The sequence below is a fragment of the Microcystis sp. M165S2 genome (assembly GCF_020245885.1).
Lineage (GTDB): Bacteria > Cyanobacteriota > Cyanobacteriia > Cyanobacteriales > Microcystaceae > Microcystis.
This window is the reverse complement of record NZ_JADBTZ010000172.1, coordinates 1-18,235: the sequence shown is the minus strand read 5'-3', so window position 1 is coordinate 18,235 and position 18,235 is coordinate 1. Positions and strand designations below refer to the sequence as shown.

Annotated in this window: 21 protein-coding genes; 1 reads left to right on the top strand and 20 read right to left on the bottom strand. The window is 38.4% G+C overall.

What is annotated here, in order from left to right; genetic code table 11:
• Positions 1-201: 201 nt before the first annotated feature.
• The gene (locus tag IM479_RS09000) at positions 202-753 is read right to left on the bottom strand and encodes a hypothetical protein (RefSeq protein WP_287699370.1); all 552 of its coding nucleotides are present in this window, start codon (positions 751-753) and stop codon (positions 202-204) included.
• A gap of 113 nt (positions 754-866) precedes the next feature.
• Between IM479_RS09000 and IM479_RS08995 the strand changes: the two genes are divergently transcribed.
• Positions 867-1,049: a hypothetical protein gene (locus tag IM479_RS08995; protein WP_287699372.1), complete on the top strand. Its 183-nt coding sequence runs from the start codon at positions 867-869 to the stop codon at positions 1,047-1,049.
• Positions 1,050-1,189: 140 nt separating this feature from the next.
• On the opposite strand, the gene IM479_RS08990 is transcribed toward IM479_RS08995, so the two are convergent.
• From IM479_RS08990 to IM479_RS08900, 19 genes are all read right to left on the bottom strand, one after another.
• Positions 1,190-2,434 (bottom strand): glycosyltransferase family 4 protein, encoded by a 1,245-nt coding sequence (locus IM479_RS08990; protein ID WP_287686195.1) that lies wholly within the window; start codon positions 2,432-2,434, stop codon positions 1,190-1,192.
• A complete protein-coding gene (locus tag IM479_RS08985; RefSeq protein WP_287686194.1) occupies positions 2,431-3,150 on the bottom strand; it encodes an FkbM family methyltransferase in 720 nt (239 codons plus the stop codon). Before IM479_RS08985 ends, IM479_RS08990 begins: the two co-directional genes overlap by 4 nt.
• A gap of 31 nt (positions 3,151-3,181) precedes the next feature.
• Complete coding sequence (locus IM479_RS08980) at positions 3,182-3,967, bottom strand: class I SAM-dependent methyltransferase (RefSeq protein WP_287686193.1); 786 nt, start codon at positions 3,965-3,967, stop codon at positions 3,182-3,184.
• Between the two features lie 10 nt (positions 3,968-3,977).
• Positions 3,978-6,356: a polysaccharide pyruvyl transferase family protein gene (locus IM479_RS08975; protein WP_287686192.1), complete on the bottom strand. Its 2,379-nt coding sequence runs from the start codon at positions 6,354-6,356 to the stop codon at positions 3,978-3,980.
• 42 nt (positions 6,357-6,398) lie between these two features.
• Entirely contained in the window at positions 6,399-7,328 is a 930-nt protein-coding gene (locus IM479_RS08970; RefSeq protein WP_287699369.1) for a class I SAM-dependent methyltransferase, read from the bottom strand.
• Positions 7,329-7,512: 184 nt separating this feature from the next.
• Positions 7,513-8,433 carry a glycosyltransferase family 2 protein gene (locus IM479_RS08965; protein WP_287686190.1) on the bottom strand — a complete coding sequence of 307 codons (921 nt, stop codon included), beginning with the start codon at positions 8,431-8,433 and terminating at the stop codon, positions 7,513-7,515.
• A gap of 51 nt (positions 8,434-8,484) precedes the next feature.
• Positions 8,485-8,754 (bottom strand): DUF2283 domain-containing protein, encoded by a 270-nt coding sequence (locus IM479_RS08960; protein ID WP_002803000.1) that lies wholly within the window; start codon positions 8,752-8,754, stop codon positions 8,485-8,487.
• Complete coding sequence (locus IM479_RS08955; RefSeq protein ID WP_287686189.1) at positions 8,733-9,074, bottom strand: hypothetical protein; 342 nt, start codon at positions 9,072-9,074, stop codon at positions 8,733-8,735. Before IM479_RS08955 ends, IM479_RS08960 begins: the two co-directional genes overlap by 22 nt.
• Positions 9,075-9,307: 233 nt before the next feature.
• Positions 9,308-10,225 (bottom strand): Uma2 family endonuclease, encoded by a 918-nt coding sequence (locus tag IM479_RS08950; RefSeq protein ID WP_287699367.1) that lies wholly within the window; start codon positions 10,223-10,225, stop codon positions 9,308-9,310.
• Positions 10,226-10,426: 201 nt separating this feature from the next.
• Entirely contained in the window at positions 10,427-11,251 is an 825-nt protein-coding gene (locus IM479_RS08945) for a Uma2 family endonuclease (RefSeq protein ID WP_287686187.1), read from the bottom strand.
• A gap of 196 nt (positions 11,252-11,447) precedes the next feature.
• A complete protein-coding gene (locus tag IM479_RS08940; protein WP_287686186.1) occupies positions 11,448-11,921 on the bottom strand; it encodes a DUF29 domain-containing protein in 474 nt (157 codons plus the stop codon).
• Between the two features lie 240 nt (positions 11,922-12,161).
• Complete coding sequence (locus IM479_RS08935) at positions 12,162-12,275, bottom strand: hypothetical protein (protein WP_287686196.1); 114 nt, start codon at positions 12,273-12,275, stop codon at positions 12,162-12,164.
• 109 nt (positions 12,276-12,384) lie between these two features.
• Positions 12,385-12,582, bottom strand: coding sequence for a DUF3782 domain-containing protein (locus IM479_RS08930; protein ID WP_287686185.1), 198 nt, complete (start codon positions 12,580-12,582; stop codon positions 12,385-12,387).
• Between the two features lie 244 nt (positions 12,583-12,826).
• The gene (locus tag IM479_RS08925; protein ID WP_287686184.1) at positions 12,827-14,149 is read right to left on the bottom strand and encodes an EpsG family protein; all 1,323 of its coding nucleotides are present in this window, start codon (positions 14,147-14,149) and stop codon (positions 12,827-12,829) included.
• A gap of 60 nt (positions 14,150-14,209) precedes the next feature.
• Positions 14,210-15,016, bottom strand: coding sequence for an FkbM family methyltransferase (locus tag IM479_RS08920; RefSeq protein ID WP_287686183.1), 807 nt, complete (start codon positions 15,014-15,016; stop codon positions 14,210-14,212).
• A gap of 30 nt (positions 15,017-15,046) precedes the next feature.
• Positions 15,047-16,402 carry a flippase gene (locus tag IM479_RS08915; protein WP_287686182.1) on the bottom strand — a complete coding sequence of 452 codons (1,356 nt, stop codon included), beginning with the start codon at positions 16,400-16,402 and terminating at the stop codon, positions 15,047-15,049.
• 168 nt (positions 16,403-16,570) lie between these two features.
• Positions 16,571-16,933: a hypothetical protein gene (locus IM479_RS08910; RefSeq protein WP_287686181.1), complete on the bottom strand. Its 363-nt coding sequence runs from the start codon at positions 16,931-16,933 to the stop codon at positions 16,571-16,573.
• A 96-nt stretch (positions 16,934-17,029) separates the two neighbouring features.
• Positions 17,030-17,359, bottom strand: coding sequence for a hypothetical protein (locus tag IM479_RS08905; RefSeq protein WP_287686180.1), 330 nt, complete (start codon positions 17,357-17,359; stop codon positions 17,030-17,032).
• Between the two features lie 144 nt (positions 17,360-17,503).
• Positions 17,504-18,055 (bottom strand): Uma2 family endonuclease, encoded by a 552-nt coding sequence (locus IM479_RS08900; RefSeq protein ID WP_287686179.1) that lies wholly within the window; start codon positions 18,053-18,055, stop codon positions 17,504-17,506.
• Between the last annotated feature and the right edge of the window lie 180 nt (positions 18,056-18,235).

Genomic DNA, 18,235 nt, shown 5'->3' with positions numbered 1-18,235 from the left:
GCGATACATTGGTACTAAGGAGAGAAGATGCAAGGGTTTTGAGTAATTTTAGCAGATTCAGGGGCACCTGAGCGACTCTCAATCTAGCTAAAAGCCTTTTCCTGTAAGGTTTTTAGCTTTATTCAGCAAACCCTAAGTAGTTAATTGATGAATTAATATTCATATCTAGAGTCATATTATTCATTACTCTAGTAAGATTAGCTACTTTGGGATTGTCTTTAGACCATAGATAAGCAAAGTCATCTCACAAACTCCTCCTGGCTTATGATTATTAATATGCCATTGCCATTTAGCTTGTAGCTTATCCCGTATGTTTTTATTTCTGTATGCCTCAATACAAAAATTTGTAAAATCTTCCAGTGCCTCAAGCGTCCAATATGAAGAATGACAAGAAGATGCCCATCGAAAATTATCTTCTTGATTTATCCGTGTCATTAAAGCGGCTATACAATCATTCGGTAGGATTGGATAAACCTCCTCTGAATAATCTGCAAAAGTCATGCTATCACTATCTAATAGAAATATCCGTTTATAGCCGTTATCTTCCATCCATTTTTCCAATACGAACATACGTTTCCAGAAAGCCATCTCATATTTTTTTGAGTAATCGGACATCTGAACGTAGTATTTCTGAAAATCTTGAAATTTATCAAACTCTACTAGAGTGGTATCCCAATGATTTTGCCAAAAATCTTTATTAGTGTCATCTCCTATAAGCACAACTGTATTGTTAAAGTTTGCCGCTGATTTCAAGGCAAATTTTAAATAATTTGGCTTCCCACCAAATGGGCAATAATTACAGGAATTTCTAAGGTTTCTATTGATTTCACGGTTTAATAACCTCCATTTTTTGAATTAAGTAGGGTCTGCTGAAAAAGTTTTTCGGTGGGGGTTGGGGGTTGGGGGTTGGGGGTTGGGGGTTGGGGTGTGGGGTGTGGGGTTTTACCCATTTTCAGGTGGTCAATTACCTAATTTTCAGGGAAAAAGTCCCTGAATTTTCCCCCCAATCACTCCAATGGTTGGCACTTTTTGAGGGAAAAAAAGTCTAAAAGTCTTACCCAACAAGGTTTTTAGATTTATTCAGCAAACCCTAAGTAATGAATCAAGCTTATTGAGAATGATCGACGAATTTATGCGCTTTTAGGCTTCTGTTATTGAAAAGAGAGGCAATTTTTCGAGGTTGCTTATATTACAATATTTCATTATACAGCTTTAAATACTTAGATGCTTGAATCTCAAGAGTAAATTCTTGCTCCACTTTTTGCCTTGCCCGAATGCACAATTGGTTATACCTTTCTGTATCTTCTAATACCCAATTAATTCCCAGTGCCAAGTCTTCCACCTCGAAGGGGTGGGCCAGATAACCATTCTCTTGATGTTCGATCATATCAGGCATTCCACCAATTTTAAAGGCAACAGAGGGAGTGGCACAAGCGAGAGCTTCCATGACTGTATTGGGAAGATTATCCTCAATTGAGGGAGCGACAAAAATATCGGCGGCGGCATAGACTAAAGCTAGGGAAATATCATCATTTAATCTGCCTAAATAATGGGTTTTCAGTCCAAAATCAGGCGGATTAACCGGTTCAGAAGCACCGAAGACCACTAACTCTAATTTATGCTGCCATATTTCCCCCTGACTGAGTTTTTTTATAGCAGGTAGCAGCAGATGAAATCCTTTTCGGTTATCGCTTGTTGCCGTCATAGCACCAAAGAGAATAAGCTGTTTATCTTGGGGTAATCCTAAGAGATGGCGAGCAATTTTTTTCTCGATTGGTTTATACCTTTGAATATCTAAGCCATTGGCAATTACTTCTATCCGTAAATCCTGAAATAGAGAACTATTTCTAGCACAATCTGCTAACCATTGACTGGGGGTGACAATGGTAAGATTGAGATTTTTCCAAGCTTTGGCTTTTCGCCACCAAACCCAACGAGAAATATCCCAATCTTGCTGACTTTTTAATTGGGGACAATGACCACAGGATTGAGTATATTTATCGCATTCTCCACTATAGTTACAACCACCCGTGAACGGCCACATATCGTGAGCCGTCCAAACAAGAGGTTGTTTAAATTTGGCTAGGGTTTCAATTTGTAAAAACCCCGCATTAATCCAGTGTAAGTTAATAATATCTGGACTAATTTGGGCTACTCTAGAAACAAGGCGATCGGGAAGCCATTGGATAGAATAAGGCGTTTTTTCTCTTTGGGTATATAATGTCAAGGGCAAGTGATCAACGGCAGGTATTAGCTTTGTCCATCCCTTCATTAATTTACTTGCTGGCGATAAAACAGTATGGTCATCGCGAGTTTTATCACTAACTAACAGAGTCGAATCTGTCCCAGTTTCCAGCAAACCTTTATGTAAACGATAAACGGCCGCATAGGCACCTCCTCGACCATCAGAATTACTTAGTAAACAGACTTTCATGACTTAAAAAATATCCCATCCATTTGTAATAGTCTTCCAGTTTTTCTATCGGCAAAGTTAGGAATAATTGTGTATAGCTCGTAGCCAATTTGTCTCATAAAATCTAGCATATCTTCAAAGAGCATTTGCTGGTCATATAGTGGCACTAAAGACATTTCTATTTGAATCCCTTTAACTAAAGGAAGAATCTGAAAAGCACCTTCAATAACTTGCTTTTCAAATCCCTGCACATCGATCTTTAAAAATATTGATTGAGTACCCTCTGTAATGTAGTCTTTAGCTAAAGTATCTAGCCGTCTCAATTGTACTATTTCAGAACCACAATAAGCTGATTCAGGAGCAGCTTGCACATGAGAATCCAACATCGACAGTACAGAGCTACTTTGACTATTCCCAGCAATATTAATGGTAATTTCACCTTCTTGATCTCCTAAAGCAGAGCGAGGAGCAATTTCCCACAAGTTATCTTTCTTGCTTAGAGTAAGTAATTGGGAGTAGGCAGTGGATAAAGGTTCAAAGGATACTATCTTGCCTTGATAACCAGAGTCTCGCAGAAAACTAGCATACTGTCCACAGTTAGCACCCACATCAAAAATTAGCTCTATCTGATGATATTCCAGTAACCTTCCCATCAGAGCTACTTGTGAAGTATTAAGATTATATCTCTTGACTTCAAACCCCAGTTTTCTGAATAGTTTTTTAATGTTTTTTTTCATGATTCAACTAAGTAGACATATTTTCATCGCTTCAAAAAAGTGGTTTACTCGCTGACCAGCATAAATTAGCTGGACTTCTATACTTATCTTTTGTTAGAAAATCAAGGAGCAAACCGAGTATATTGATCAAGCCTACTATAGGTGAGAGAAGTAGTGCTTTTTTTGCCGAGAATCCTTGAGAAACGCCGTCTTTTCTAGGAGTCAGCATCCAATCCATTGTAATCAGCAGTGCTGTTGCTGAATAGACCGAGCCACTGCCTTCAATTTTGATGTCTGTATAACCAGCACCTCCAAGTAACTGCCTTAATCCCAGATCTGTATAGCGGCGGAAATCATTTGGCTCTAAGTGGACAGGACTGATGTGCGGGACTGAACCAATCAATTTCCCACCTGGCTTGAGAATACGGTAAATTTCAGCAACGGATTTCAAAGGATCATGGACGTGTTCAAGACACTGATTAAACAATACAATATCAGCCATAGCATTTTCAAGAGGAATTGCCTCAGCGAAGCCATAAATCTGCTCAATAGAGCGATTTTCGTTTTTAGGTAAACTTTCCTTCAGATCTACAGCAACATATCTAGACGTAACTGGAGAGAAAATATCATAATAAGGGCTTGCTCCTGCTCCAACATCAACTAATACACATTCGGCTTTGGAACAAATTGTCTCTCTCTCCTTCTTTAGGTATTTGATAATATGGCGAACATTGTGAAAGTTAAATGATAAAACCGTATTATAGGGATGCCTTCCTAAAATAAGTGTATATACTTTCATCAACAAAGATTTGAATTTACTTTTAGTTGCGATCAACATAAGAATCTAATTATCCTTCTAGATTTTTAATAAATAAACTAACTGCATTTGAAAATTTTAAAGTTTGGGGACAAACAAAATATTTTAAATCCTGTCCATCACCATTTAAAATATCACCAAACCGAGAAACTAGAAATTCAGCGGTAATTAAATCCAAACTCATATATGGTACGTTGTGTTTTTCTGCTAATGATTTTACCTTGCCTTTTCCTAGAGTGTAATCAATAGCTATAGAAGGTACTCCAGCAGCCAAAGCAAACACTAGAGAATGAAATCTCATTGTCAAAGCCATAGAAGCTGATTGAAAAGCTTTTAAAGCATCCAAAGGTTTTTGTTCTGCTCCCAAGTAGCTTAAATCTAATCTGTTCTGTATATCTTGACAACCCCTAAACAATCTTCGATAAAACCACCTATCGTCGTCGCCAATATGATTGGTACACATCGGGAAAGGAATAATTGAAAGTTCAGAATATTTGTTGAGTATGTGAGTCAGTGCTGTAATCATTTCTGTTTCAAACTTGTTTTTTAGCTTTTCCGCTTCCAATACAGTTAGATGAGGTGCATATTGTTGATAAGGCCAATCTCTTAATCCTAATAATAGCACTGGATATTTTTGAGGATTTTCTATTGGTTTTAGGGATGCCAAAGAACTTTTAACCCAAGTGAGAGCAGGATCTTCAGCAACCAAATCTTCTGAAGTACAAATACCTAAAGATTCAGCCAAAGTTCGAGAGTTTTCATCTCTATAAATTCGATAGGAAGATAGGTGCAGAAGATTCTTAATTGCTTGATTATAATCAAAATTTCCCAAAGGTCCTACACCACATCCAGCAATCAATGTCGGAACCTTAGCTTCTACTGCTCTTTGAAATATAGCAATCATTTCTGCCAAGTTGGGAATAGCCATTAAAGGACCACCACCAAAAACGACTAAATCCATCGTACCAGCAACTTTAATAGCATCATTAATAGAATGTAAATAACATCCTTCTAATTCAGGCATTTGCTGAACTGTCATCTCCGAAATGTACAATTCAAGGGAAGCAAGATGAAGTTCCAAGTTTCCTAGAGCAGATTGGAGCGAATTCACTACTCCACCTAAAATTCCTTTATCTCCCAAAGTCTCTGTGCCATACCAACCACAGATAAGTACCCGATATTTTTCTGAATTATGACGAGAAAAACCTTGAGCAGGTTGAGAGTTATTAATTTTAGCTAAATCTACACCATAACCAATCATTCTTTTTTGAAAGCTAATCTTCTTTTTGATTTCTTTAACTGGTTTAATGAGTGGTGATTTTTTCAGATATTGGGGATTTATGCCCAATTTTAATAATCCCTTATTAAGATAATTATTCAGTAAAGTAGGAGTGGGGGGAAGACCAACATAATCGTGAACACAGGTATCACATTTGGTTTTAACAATTTCTGCTAAATGATCTTGATTGGCAAAGTATAAATGCTCGGAATTTTCAGAAATAGATGAACCTAATGTTTTACTTTTAACGGCACAGTACAAAAGTTCTCCTCTGGCTGAGAGAGTAACACCTCGATGTTGCCAATCACACCCAGCAGCACGAGGTTTTCCGTATATTATTTGACCAATTAAAGATTTATAAAAAAACTTCTGCTGTTCCGATGTTTCATAAAACCTGATAATATTTTCCAGAAAAATACTTAGATGATATTTTTCTGCAAAGGTCAGGTCAAATGGTTCGGAGACATCTTGAGAATATAAACGCTGATGAGGAAGTCCCAGTCTATACTTAATGTAAATATCCTTACTCAAAGCAAATTCTAATAAATCATGCACTCCATAAACATTTTCTTTAATAACTGTACAGCCCAATCTCCGACTAGAAACCAGATCGCAATTTTGGATAAAATCAATCACTTTAAGGGCATTTTCAAAATTTCCTTTTCTCCCCCTAACTCGATCATGTACTTCTCCAACCCCGTCCAGAGATACCATTACATCTAAATGACCAGAGTGTGATTTAATTACCTGTCCAATTTCACCAATTCGCTCAATTACTTGGCTACTATTTAAAGAGTTGGTAATAAGAGCTATGGCTGATAGTTTGGGTAAGTTAGTGAATAAAACATCAACAATTTCTGCTAAATCTTTGCGAAGGGTTGGTTCTCCTCCATTAATTCCCACACCTCTTACTTCAGAAAAAAGTGGATTATTGACTGCTATGGCTAGTTCTTGCGGACTGATTTGATAGTCAAATTTTTGTTGCCAGATATTGCACATTTGACATTTAGCATTACACACATCGTTAACTGGAAACTGAATTACTCTTGGCTTTTGAGGATGCCATGGTTTAGGTTGGGTTGTGAGGTAAATATCTTGTAGTGTATTATGAACAGATGCCAGAAATTTCATGATATAAATGTCTATTTTGTAGATTTTGTTGTTTGACTGAGTTTATCTTGCTTTTTTGGTGGCATAAATACATAAACCAGAGGACATTTGTAGGCGATTTAGCATTTTCCTGAAAGGAAAAATTATTAAACAAACTAACTCTAATAAAAAAGACATAATTTTGAAATTAGTTAGTTTTTCGATAAGTAAATAAATAGTAGTGTTAGGAATATTTGGCCAGTACACCGCATCTCCTAAACAGTAGTGTATAGTTTTCACGGGTTCAAAGGAGTGGTTGATTAACAGTTGAGATAAATTATCAGCACGAAAACCAAACAGATGACGCGGGGGATCGACTGCTAAAGGGAGCTTTAGCAATAAATCAATCAGAGATGATCCCTCGTAGTTTTTGCTATATAGTGATTGATAAAATCTCGTTGTTTTGGGATGTAGTAATATTTCTACTCCAGCATTATTATCGGTTTCTATTGTTAATATTCCGTCCTCTGACAGCAGGGAATAAACAGTGTCTAGTAGATGGTCAGGATTTTTGAAGTGTTCAATGTTATGTCTAAGAAATATCCAATCGTAGGTTTTACGGGACGATGTTTCGGAAAACTCTTGAATACTTGCTTGATAAACTTCAGGTAACTCTTGATACTTGTTGGCAAATTCAACTGATACGGGATCAATATCGACTAAAATGGCTTTCAAACCTCTGGTTAAAGCTGCTTTCGAATAATAGCCGAGACCACCTCCTAAATCTAAAAAGTCCTGACGAGGCCACTTTTTAAGCCTTTTTAATTCCTCTATATATCCATCTAGAGATGTATTAGCCCATTTTTGCTTTTGTAAATCAAATTCCAGAGACTCTTTTCTGTATAAACCATTGTAATATTCTTGAATAGCCTGTTCCGACGGCATGGGACTAACAAAGGTCAATCGACAATGGGGGCAACGCATAATATCCCCATTGTCATTTTTAGATCGCATTACCAGTCTGGGATTGATTTCTTGATTGCAAACAATGCAAAAATGCTGTTGTTGTTTTGACATAAATTAATTATAGCAGTTATCTTAATGGTGAGGCACGAAGTTTTCGTTTTGGGGAGTCGTTCGTCGGTCGTCAACACCGAATTAGGTTACACTTCATCTTTAGGAGAAACGCTGTAATTCCTCAAAATAGTTGTGAAAATCTAGATTGCACTTTAAGCCATAAACTCTTTTGTGGTCTATAGATATTTTCCCAAGTGAACCTGTCCGCCTCAAAATGACGAGTGATGAAGGGTGGATGTTGGAGAGGGAAAGACATTTCCCTCACTGGGTTATTGACAACAGATTGAATGGCTATATTGGTGTGGGTAGCATCCGCACCAAAACCAATATTACTAACCAAATTACAATTGGGAAGAATTGCCAAACCACTCTGAACAAGACAGGAAAAACACCAACGATAACCCCAATTGTTAATCTTATCTTCGTAGGTATTTTGAAAAATTCTATAACGATATTTTACTTCTCGATAATCTCTAAAAATATACTCAAGAAACCTACCAGATCGTATTTCTGGCCACAGTTTCATTGTCTCATCATAAAAATGCCAAGCTCGTCGCCAAGTCGCCCAACCCCAACAATGGGTATAAACTGAAAAGTAATAACTGTAGTCTGTGCGTTTTTTGCCAAACTGAAAATTATTTCCCGATATCACCATAATTCGCTGGTCATGCCTGTAGTATTCTAACAGTTCCTCACAAAATTGAAAAAAACTAGGGTGCGGTAGGCAATCATCTTCAAGAATAATTGCTTCTTCAACTGTATCAAAAACCCAGTTTAATCCACTGGAAACCCGACTCTTACAACCTAAATTTACATCCGAATAATTCGTCAAAACCGCACAATCCCAATCTACCTTATCAATAATAGCACGAGCCGCCTTACACTTTTCAACATCATCCGGTCTATCTGGACGGGGACCATCGGCAACCACTAATAACTTAGGTGGTTTAGCCTGACGAATGGCTTCAAATACTCTCGCCGTCGTGTCAGGTCGATTAAAAATCAGGAAGGCGACAGGAGTGGTTAGTTGGAAGTCAGCCATAGACGAATTTACTGTTAACTCGTGGTATCCTAACCCACCCTGACCAAATTGTCAACCCATTTCAGGATTTTCAGAGCCATTAATTTTATTTTCACTATCTCCACTGTTAAAATCCGAAGCTTTCAAGACAGTTAATCCAACTAAGTCTCGATCTCTATAATGATAGATAATATTGTCTTCTAGCAAACTATCATTGGCTCTTTGAGGCTTACGAAAGCTAATATATAAAACATCTGCTTCTTCATCATAATCTATCCAGATTCTTGAAGAAGGTGCGGTTAGCAAATAAGGAATTGATTTTAAGAGATTGACTTCTGCCATAGGATGCCTCGCTTGATAATTTTTTCGCAGGAGGATGTCAAAAAAGCAGTTATGACAAATCCATCGTTCTTTAGTTCTTTATAGATGACGACCGCGTCTTTTCTTGAGATAACAGTTTTCGGATAATGTTTTAGTGCTATTAGCTCATCAGTCCATCCCTTAACAATCAAATCAGGTTCAGCAATAGTTTCTAGTACCATATCAATACATCCCGCCATGTAATCATGATTCTCTGTAATGTGTGACCATTGCTTATAAGTTAAACGAATTGGCAAACCATTTCGAGAAATTACAACTTCGATAAGGTTTTGGGATGTCATATTACTATCGTTTAGTAATAAGGGAAGCTCAAAGTTACTTTCTAGAGGACAAAATAGATCATCCAAGAGAAAAGCAGTCTGTTTGAGTTCATAAACGAAATTTACTTTTAGCTTTGGCTACTTTAACCCATCCTGACCAAATTGTCAACCCAGAGCTGCATAGCCGCTGCTTCGACCGTCAGAGTGACTGAGTAAGATACTTTCATGGCTTAGAAAATCCATTCATTATTTTCTCAATTTAACTGCCCGAATTGTTCCTGGTAACGAGCCAACAAAGCTTCTAGTTCTAGAACTCGCTGCCGTTCTCTTTCTGCGCGTTGAGCTTCCTGCTCGGCGCGTTGAGCTTCCTGCTCGGCGCGTTGGGTTTCCTGCTCGGCGCGTTGAGCTTCCTGCTCGGCGCGTTGAGCTTCCTGCTCGGCGCGTTGAGCTTCCTGCTCGGCGCGTTGAGCTTCCTGCTCGGCGCGTTGAGCTTCCTGCTCGGCGCGTTGGGTTTCCTGTTCGGTAGGAGTCAGCATCCAATTACCGTCTCGTCCGTACCAGCGCAGCCACAACCGCTCAATGCCTTGACAATTTCCTGCCCAAAGTCCCAATCCCAATTGTACTTCCTCTAGCCACAACTGCTGTTTTTCTAGTCTTAAAGGCTGATATTTTCCTGATTTTAAGGTAAATGCCTGCAATTGGTTGCTGTAGCGATCGAACACCAGGTAGTAGGGAATGCCTAAAATTCGTTCGTAAACTTCCCACTTGGTGGGAGGTTGGTTGATTCCCCGCACGGTACGCCCTAAATCTTCTGCTTCCGTTCCAGGAGAGAGTAATTCGATGGCGATGAAGGGAACAATTTCTTCCTGCCAAATCACATAACTCAGGCGCAATTCCTCTCCTTGGTACAGCCGCGAGACTCCCAAAGCGGCAAACCAGTCCGGCCGCTTGTACCATTGGGGATGGTAAGGGTCGTAGTAGAGATTTAGATCGCTGGCGATAAATACTTGTTCGGCAGGATAGTTAGAAGGTCGAAAGGTCAGGCGCAATAATTCGGGTTGGAAGAGATGAAATTCGTCAGGCAAGCCAGGTTCCTCCGGGTTTTCGCTGGGGAGGTCGTACATGGTTGGTAACATTTCTTTGGGTGGAAGGGACGGCGTTCTCTGGTACATGGGGGGAATGTTGCTAGTTTGGTGTTTAGTTTAGCAAGATAATATGGCATTCATGTCAATTTTAGACCCCTGAACGCCGCAAGCCTTGATGCACAATAAATCGGAACAGTCGTCAATTCCTCGTTCTCCATTGGTGAAAATGCCGATTCAAAAATGAAGTACCCCACTGGGGGAGTCTTACCAAAATCCGCCCAGAGGAAGTTAGAGACTTTCGGGATTAATCCCCAATTCCCTAAGTTTAGCCGCCAATCGCTCGGCTTTTTCTTCGGCTTCCTCAGCTTTCTGTTGTGCTTCCGCAGCTTTCTGTTGTGCTTCCGCAGCTTTCTGTTGTGCTTCCGCAGCTTTCTGTTGTGCTTCTTCAGCTTTCTGTTGTGCTTCCGCAGCTTTCTGTTGTGCTTCCTCAGCCGACTCTCGCTCGGTTGGTAACAATATTCCATCTAAAGTTGCCCAGCGAATCCAGACGGTTGTTACCCCTCTATATTCTCCCTGCCAACGAACTAAAGCTAATCCCAAACGACCACTGATTAGCCATCCTTTCTCGTTGGGTTGCCGTGGTTCATATACACCATCAACTAAGACAAATTCGGCAAAATCTTCAGGGTTAAAAGGATCGTACCAGAAATATTCAGGGACTCGTAACTTATCTTGATAAATCTGTTTTTTCTCGGTTTTGTCTATTTGGGCAGTACTTTCTGAGAGTAGTTCAATCACTACATCGGGGGCTTTTCCCTCCTCCCAAGTAACCCAACTTTTTCGCTCCCCTTTTGGCACGCCTAAGACGGCAAAAAAATCAGGTCCTTTGAAGTCTTGATTTTTCAGTTGTGCTGTACTGAAATAGACGAACATATTGCCACTGGCATAACCATCTTCTCGTCGGTCTAGCCAAGGGGATATAGTGTCTATTAACATATCCATCTGCCATTTATGCCTTTGAGTTTCCATGGGTACTCCATCATCGCAGGGAAGTTCATCTTGCGTGGGTAATGCAGTTAACTGCATCGGTTGACTAAGCGTCAGAGTTTCCATATTTCTGTCCTATATTTTGGGTTTAGTTATTTAGATTTACTAGATTTTTTGCCCTCTTTCAGACAAATACTACTTTAATTGACTGACTATAGCAATTCTAAATGAGTCGTGAACGAGTAAGGAGCTTAATCCCATTGTTCAGCTGCTTGTTCTCAAGGGTTTAGGGGATTACTATATGTTACATCACAATTCTAGGCTAAGACTCATTTAAGTAGAAATCATCATCCAAGAGCTGCTCAATTGAAAAAGGACAGGTGATTGGATAGTCATTTTCTAATGGTATGCGAACGCCAAATTTAGCTTTTTTTCCATCTCTAATTGCCAGCTGGCGAGCGTCTGGATATACTAAAGAAACTGCTCTTGACAGATAGGGATTGAGAGATGGAGTATCTCGCAAGCTTTTTTGAACTCGCTGCCGGTGTTCGTTGATTGAATCATAGCAACTGCCTGTCATAATATCAGGCCTATCGCCTTGTATCTTGAGCTTGAGTAAATGAGCCAACAAAACCATTAAGTTACTTTCTAAGGCTCTTTTTTCTGACTTGCCCAAGTCTTGTAATTCCTCAATTAAGTGTTCAACGTCTAGTCGTTCAAATTGACGATCTTTTAATTGTTGGATTGTCTGCTCAATCCACAAGTCAAAATCAGAATCATATAAAATAGTGGACATTTCTCGCAGTTTTATTAATGATATAACTCCGACAATCTTAATATTAACAAATATTTGTCCGTTTTGTCAAGTAGCGATCGCCTGATAATTTCCTTGTACTATTTATCTTCCTTAACCTTCCTTTTATTAACTGACTTCTCCATCTCTTACAGAACTATAAACTTCTATTCCTAAATTTTTAGCTATTTCCTGCGCCTTGAAATCTACCGTCAGTGAAATAACTATCTTGCAGTTGGATTCTTATTGGTGTCGCTGCTGATAAAATTGTACTTTTTTATCGAAAGTGTACATATCTGATTTACTCATGGAGGATTGGATTTCGCCAATTATTAACAGTCCATTTTTGATTAACAAATCCAATTCTATCCGGTCTGGCCTGCCAAAGACTTTGCCTTCGTCATCCTATTCAGTAACATTATAGCGTTTCCTGTTCACAAGAGGTACATTCTCAATCCTGAAAAGCTTAATCAACAAAGGTTAAAGTGTGCCTCGCAGATGCGAGAACCGCTATAATCACCTGCACTCCGAAAGAGTATTCTAAAATTGCTTTCAGAGCATCCCAGAAAGATTCCTCCGAGTGCGGTCCCCATATCGCTCCCAAAGCATCAACACTACTGTCGTAATAGTCCCGCATTTCCCTATCTTGGAGAATTTCGGGCATTTATTGGCGGATAATCGCCTTAATATATTCTTGTGTCATGACTTTTAGATCGCAGGCCACATCTTTAATTCTATTATATCGAAGGCGATTGCGGTTGTGTCCAACTTCATTTATCTTCACTTTTTTCAAGCGCAAATGATGGTAGAATTAAGACCTAGAAGCTAAAACTTTAGGATGATTGAGTAAACACTTTTTTAGGATAGCGATCAACTAATGATACAGCAGAAAAGTTATTTGTGTATCTTTAACGAAATCTTTCTATTTGTACGTCGTTGGTAAAGCTTTCGTAAGCTAATTTTATGTACTCCAATATAGAATTTTCAAAAGGTTGACCGTTAAGATAATATAATTCTCCCTTTCCCTGATTATAAAGAAAATAGAAAAACCTGAGAAATACAGCAATAATGCTAATGGCAATAAAAATATTTTTTAGACCTGGAATTTTCCATTTTTTATTGAGAAGTTGATAGTAGAAAATTCCAGAAAAACCAACCAACAATAAACCAATTCTTAAACTAAAATATCCACCAACATTATTTGTGAGCAGACACATTAAAAATAAATATGTAAAGATTATAGACATAATCAGATCTCTATTTTTATCTCTAGGAGATTGATGATTTTTTTTTAACATAAAGCTATTGATCAAAAAAATAGTTAAAAATTCAACTATTCTTGTACGACCAATTCCTAAGCCAGTATCTTTGTTTTCAGCAGCCCAGTAACGAGATTTTGCATATAAAGCTTCAGTTCCTTTAAAGAGATCAAAAAACTTCAATAAAGCACCGTATTGAATACTGATCGCTAAAGCTGATATAAGTAAAAACAAAACTAGAATTTTAAAAACTAGATTATTCGTAAAGATAGAAAATAATTTGCGTATCCAATTAGTCCCTTTTATTCCCCATATAATAATGGGCAAATACATAATGCTAGTAAAGTGAGTAAAAATACTTATCACATAAAATCCCCAGGTAGCTATCTCACTCTCTAGATTAACTATAGCGAGTAGCACAAAAGTACTGGCAATAAATTGCCTCATTAAAAATATTTGTATAAAGAAAGTTGGATTTGCTATTGTATAAAATAAAATCAAAGCAAAATTTTCTCTTGATAATTTAATAGCTATATAGATAGTCGCCAAATTAATAAATAAAGACCAACAGAATAAAAAAGAGTATTTAGAACCATTAGAAATTATATAAATAGGATAGCTCAATAAAGGGAGTATAAATTCAACACCTTTGCCATGAGCTAATTCAAATGGGCTATATCGCCCTAAGTTTTCATAGTTTGTTACATAAACTGCAGTATCAGAAATAATGTTTTGGGATGACGTAAAAATCGCAGTTGTTACAGCAATTAATACTAAAATTGATAAGTTTAGGACACTTATTTTATTTTTCTTGCTATTCAAGTTAAAATGGATGAAAAGAAGAAGTGGAAAAATACCAATTATTGGTATTATAATCCATACAATTAAGCTGAGAAATAGTAGTACATATTTCAAGGAGCTATTATGGTAGGATAGCTTCTTGACAAGATTAAGTGTTGGAAGATTAGTCATATAATAATCTAATACTTGTTTTAGATATTGTTTTAACGAAAAATAATTGTTAGTCTCAGTCTATAGATTTAATCTATAGTTTTTATGTACAGCAACTATATTTTGATAGGCAAATATTTCACAAAAGATAGGGCTGTATGTATCTAACGGTAAAAGGTGATTCGGTAACATCCTAAATAGTTGATAATCTTCTAGCAAGTCGTAAAAATCCTTAAAGAAAGTCCTGCTAAAAATGTTCATTTCATTAAACTCAAAATGGATAATCTCAATGATACCTTTTTTAAGAGCTTCCTTCAAACCTTCAAAGACGCTGTACTCATTACCCTCAACGTCAATTTTAAGCAGGCTTACTTTTTGTATATTCTGTTCTGAAATAAAGCTATCTATATCGATAATATCAACTATATGTGAAACTGAATTACACTGACGAAGCTCGTTAATAGCGCCTCTATACAGAGAAGCATGAGACGAACCATCTTTATTTTCATAATCATATAGTTCTAGTTTTGACTTACTTTTACCACAACCTAAATTCAAAGCAGTATATTTATTGTTTTTGGCATTTTCTTGAAGTATTTTAAAAGTTTTAGGATGTGGCTCAAACGCATAAATAATTATTTCTGAGTTAAGTTGTTTGAGCAGGTTAGAATAGTCACCTACATTAGCCCCGACATCAAGCACGACTGAACCTGGCTCAAATTTCCTTGCAAGTCTGACAATAAAGGAATATTCACCACTTATTTTATTAGTCTTGTAATTCAAAATTCCTAACGCATTCAGCGCCAATATATATAGCTTGACATTGAATCCATAAAAAAAAGGTCTTGCTAAAATCCATACCAAAAAATTTCTTATTGTTTGTTTCATGATATTATTTATCATTGCTTGAACTTTAAACTATAGTAAAATCTGCTTTATTTTAGTAAAATAAAGCAGATTTTGCTCAAAACGAAATGGTATAAACAAAGCTTTAGTTAACATCAAACCAGATTTGAACATAGGAGGATAAAGTAAACAACTAATGTGAGAAGCTACCGCATACGATAAAACGGTTGCTATTGCCGCTCCCACACCGCTGTAGGGGGGAATAAGCAAAAAATTCAACCAGACATTGACAATCGCTCCTAATGAAGTCGTTAAAAAACTAAAGCGGGTGAGGTTTTCAGCCATTAACCAGTTGCTGCGAGCTACGCCCAAAAAGACGAAAGGACCAGCCCAGATGTGCCATGCTAGAATTTGACCAGCTTCAGCAAACTCCTTACCGAGCAAAGTTGTCAACAAAGGCACTGAAACAAAGGTCATAGGAATCGCTATCGCCAGTGCCATCCAAGCAACTATATCGTACAGTTGTTGTAGTCTAGCATAATATTCCTCTCTACTCCTCTGCTTTGCTCGAATAATTGCTGGAAAGACAGAAGAACAAACGGCCATGGGGATAAAATACCATATTTCTGAGAACCTGACCGCCGCCGCATAGTTTCCCACTGCTTGAGCATTTGCCATATTACCCAACATGACTTGGTCAATCTTCATGTAAATCGTTACCATGACACCTGATAGAATCAGCGGCCATGAATCTTGCAGCATTTGCCATCCCTTTGACCAATTGAACCGCCATCGTAACATAGATTGGTGGTACTTGAGGTAAACCCAGATCATTCCCAGCACCTTGACAACCTGCTCTGCCAGAATTAACCAAACAAAAGCCATTAACGGCAACTTGAAGGCAATAAATGAAAGTTTGATCAGGGAACTCATAATTAACTGGACGCTTCTCAGAATAGCCAAGACTCCTGAAAGTACCTGTGACTGAAACCAAAACTCGATCGCGTCAAAAGCACTGAACATTAAGCTAAAGGCAATAATTAAGGTCATCCAGCGAACGTTAGGATCGGTATCAAACGTCCAGATGGCCATACCAATTATAATAATTGTCAATAAACTAGCTATTAACTTTAGCACAAAAGCAGTACCCAAAATCTCTGGAGCCGCTTTTTCCTCTTGGACGATATTGCGGATGACGATGGCATTCAACCCCAATTGAGCGATCACGCTGAAAAGAGCGACAAAACTGGTAGTGTAACTCAATTTTCCGAAATTTTCTGATCCTAAGTATCTAATTACCCAAATTCCGACAAAAAAAGCTAGTATCATTGTCAGGAGTCGTTCAGCAAATAGCCAACCGACATTGCCAAGAATTTTACGCAATCCAGGACTCAGATTTTCCACCACTGCTCTCCACTTTGCCACCATAATATTCGATCCTTTTCGATAGCCGAAACATCCTACTCGAGAGACCTTTTAACAATTTAGCCAACAATAATTTTTGCTCCATGATAGTCTATCAATTATTTTGTAAATTAGTTTCACAAAAGGTTAGGTTAAATTGTCGAGACGCAATCGCCGCTGGTTTTATCAAGCTTATGATTGATTTTCTGGTTTAATTTGCCGAATCAGATACCGTACCTCTGAGAGCAAAACCTCAAAACGCTTGTCTGACCCTTCCTGTCTTTGCCTGATTTCGGCAATTTCTGCTTGCCGAGCTTCATTTTCTCGCTGTTGTTGAGCAGCTATTTGTAACAGTGCTTGTGCAGTTATTCTTACCCCTTCTACTGAATCTTTGATTTCCGATACCGATTCTCGCAATTCCGAAACCGATTCTCGCAATTCCGAAACCGAGTCTTTGACTTCCGAAACCGATTCTCGCAATTCCGAAACTGAGTCTGCCAATTCATCTAGCATCTCATCTGTCCATCTCGTCCGTTCCCCATCCCGTTTTGTCATGGCTTGTTTTTCTCCCTTCTCAGTTTCAATAGCTGCTTAAATTGTAGGTAATTATAGATGCAATCGCCGCTGATTTTATCAAGCTTATGATTGATTTTATGGCTTAATTTGCCGAATCAAATAGCGAACTTCTGACAGCAAAACCTCAAAACGCTTGTCTGACTCTTCCTGTCTTTGCTTGGTTTCGGCAATTTCTGCTTGCCGAGCTTCATTTTCTCGCTGTTGCTGTGCGGCGATTTGTAACAGTGCTTGTGCTGTCAATTGTAACCCTTCTACTGAATCTTTAACTTCCGAAACTGATTCTCGCAATTCCGAAACTGATTCTCGCAATTCCGAAACTGAGTCTTTGACTCCCGAAACTGAGTCTGCCAATTCATCTAGCATCTCATCTGTCCATCTGGATTGTCCGGCTGAGTTTCTGGTCATGGCTGGCTTTTCTCCTTTGTTAATAACTGCTTACAATTTATTATCGACGCAATCTCCAGTAATTTCCCAGCATATTTCCTCTCGACGCATAACAGTTGCCACCATAGCACACAATCAGCTAAATTTTACAGTTGTATCGATTATTCATTCATTCTCCAGTTCAATTCCCATAGCCTTAAGTTGCGCCGCCAATCTGTCTGCCCTAGCTTTTTCTACCTCGGCCCGCCGTTCAGCTTGTTTGACTCTTTCTCGCTCCTGTTCAATCCGTTCACTCCCCCACAATAGTAAATTACCTGATTGCTCCCACCAGCGCAACCAATGAGCCGTTACTGCTGCTTTTTTCCCCTGCCATACTCCTAGAAATAAACCGATTTCTGCCAGCCAGTAACGATGATTCTCATCCGCTTTTTGTAACTCATACTTCCCTGCTACTAAGCGATAAACTTCTAATTCTCCGGTTTGTGCTTGAAAAATAATATAGACAGGTACTTGTAAGATGCGCTCATAGAAATACCACTTGCCATAGGGATAGTGGGGATTGATAGAATACTCCCCTCCCTCCGTTTCTGAGATGAATTCCATGACAATTGCTGGCACTTCCCCTGGTTCATCAGGGAGGACAAAATCCGCTGGCAATTTCTCCCAGGTAATGGGGGGTAAAGTATCAGAGATGCGAGGTGCTAATGGGATTGTCATTTAGGCTCTCGTATGATGGTGGTTATGGCGGTTTAGCTTGTTATCGAAAATTTGGGTTAAAACCCCGTCCTTTGAGGACGGCTTTAAGCTACAATGGAAAAAGCGATAACCAAGCTAAAAACTGAACCTTGACCACAGATAGTAGGGGGTTTCGTTCAGAAAAGACTTCAAATTCGGCCT

Excerpts from the sequence above, each read along its gene's own strand:
- IM479_RS08990 (WP_287686195.1), bottom strand. The coding sequence starts at position 2,434 with ATGAAAGTCTGTTTACTAAGTAATTCTGATGGTCGAGGAGGTGCCTAT.
- IM479_RS08985 (WP_287686194.1), bottom strand. The coding sequence starts at position 3,150 with ATGAAAAAAAACATTAAAAAACTATTCAGAAAACTGGGGTTTGAAGTC.
- IM479_RS08980 (WP_287686193.1), bottom strand. The coding sequence starts at position 3,967 with ATGTTGATCGCAACTAAAAGTAAATTCAAATCTTTGTTGATGAAAGTA.
- IM479_RS08975 (WP_287686192.1), bottom strand. The coding sequence starts at position 6,356 with ATGAAATTTCTGGCATCTGTTCATAATACACTACAAGATATTTACCTC.
- IM479_RS08970 (WP_287699369.1), bottom strand. The coding sequence starts at position 7,328 with ATGCGATCTAAAAATGACAATGGGGATATTATGCGTTGCCCCCATTGT.
- IM479_RS08965 (WP_287686190.1), bottom strand. The coding sequence starts at position 8,433 with ATGGCTGACTTCCAACTAACCACTCCTGTCGCCTTCCTGATTTTTAAT.
- IM479_RS08960 (WP_002803000.1), bottom strand. The coding sequence starts at position 8,754 with ATGGCAGAAGTCAATCTCTTAAAATCAATTCCTTATTTGCTAACCGCA.
- IM479_RS08955 (WP_287686189.1), bottom strand. The coding sequence starts at position 9,074 with ATGACATCCCAAAACCTTATCGAAGTTGTAATTTCTCGAAATGGTTTG.
- IM479_RS08950 (WP_287699367.1), bottom strand. The coding sequence starts at position 10,225 with ATGTACCAGAGAACGCCGTCCCTTCCACCCAAAGAAATGTTACCAACC.
- IM479_RS08945 (WP_287686187.1), bottom strand. The coding sequence starts at position 11,251 with ATGGAAACTCTGACGCTTAGTCAACCGATGCAGTTAACTGCATTACCC.
- IM479_RS08940 (WP_287686186.1), bottom strand. The coding sequence starts at position 11,921 with ATGTCCACTATTTTATATGATTCTGATTTTGACTTGTGGATTGAGCAG.
- IM479_RS08930 (WP_287686185.1), bottom strand. The coding sequence starts at position 12,582 with ATGCCCGAAATTCTCCAAGATAGGGAAATGCGGGACTATTACGACAGT.
- IM479_RS08925 (WP_287686184.1), bottom strand. The coding sequence starts at position 14,149 with ATGACTAATCTTCCAACACTTAATCTTGTCAAGAAGCTATCCTACCAT.
- IM479_RS08920 (WP_287686183.1), bottom strand. The coding sequence starts at position 15,016 with ATGAAACAAACAATAAGAAATTTTTTGGTATGGATTTTAGCAAGACCT.
- IM479_RS08915 (WP_287686182.1), bottom strand. The coding sequence starts at position 16,402 with ATGGTGGCAAAGTGGAGAGCAGTGGTGGAAAATCTGAGTCCTGGATTG.
- IM479_RS08910 (WP_287686181.1), bottom strand. The coding sequence starts at position 16,933 with ATGACAAAACGGGATGGGGAACGGACGAGATGGACAGATGAGATGCTA.
- IM479_RS08905 (WP_287686180.1), bottom strand. The coding sequence starts at position 17,359 with ATGACCAGAAACTCAGCCGGACAATCCAGATGGACAGATGAGATGCTA.
- IM479_RS08900 (WP_287686179.1), bottom strand. The coding sequence starts at position 18,055 with ATGACAATCCCATTAGCACCTCGCATCTCTGATACTTTACCCCCCATT.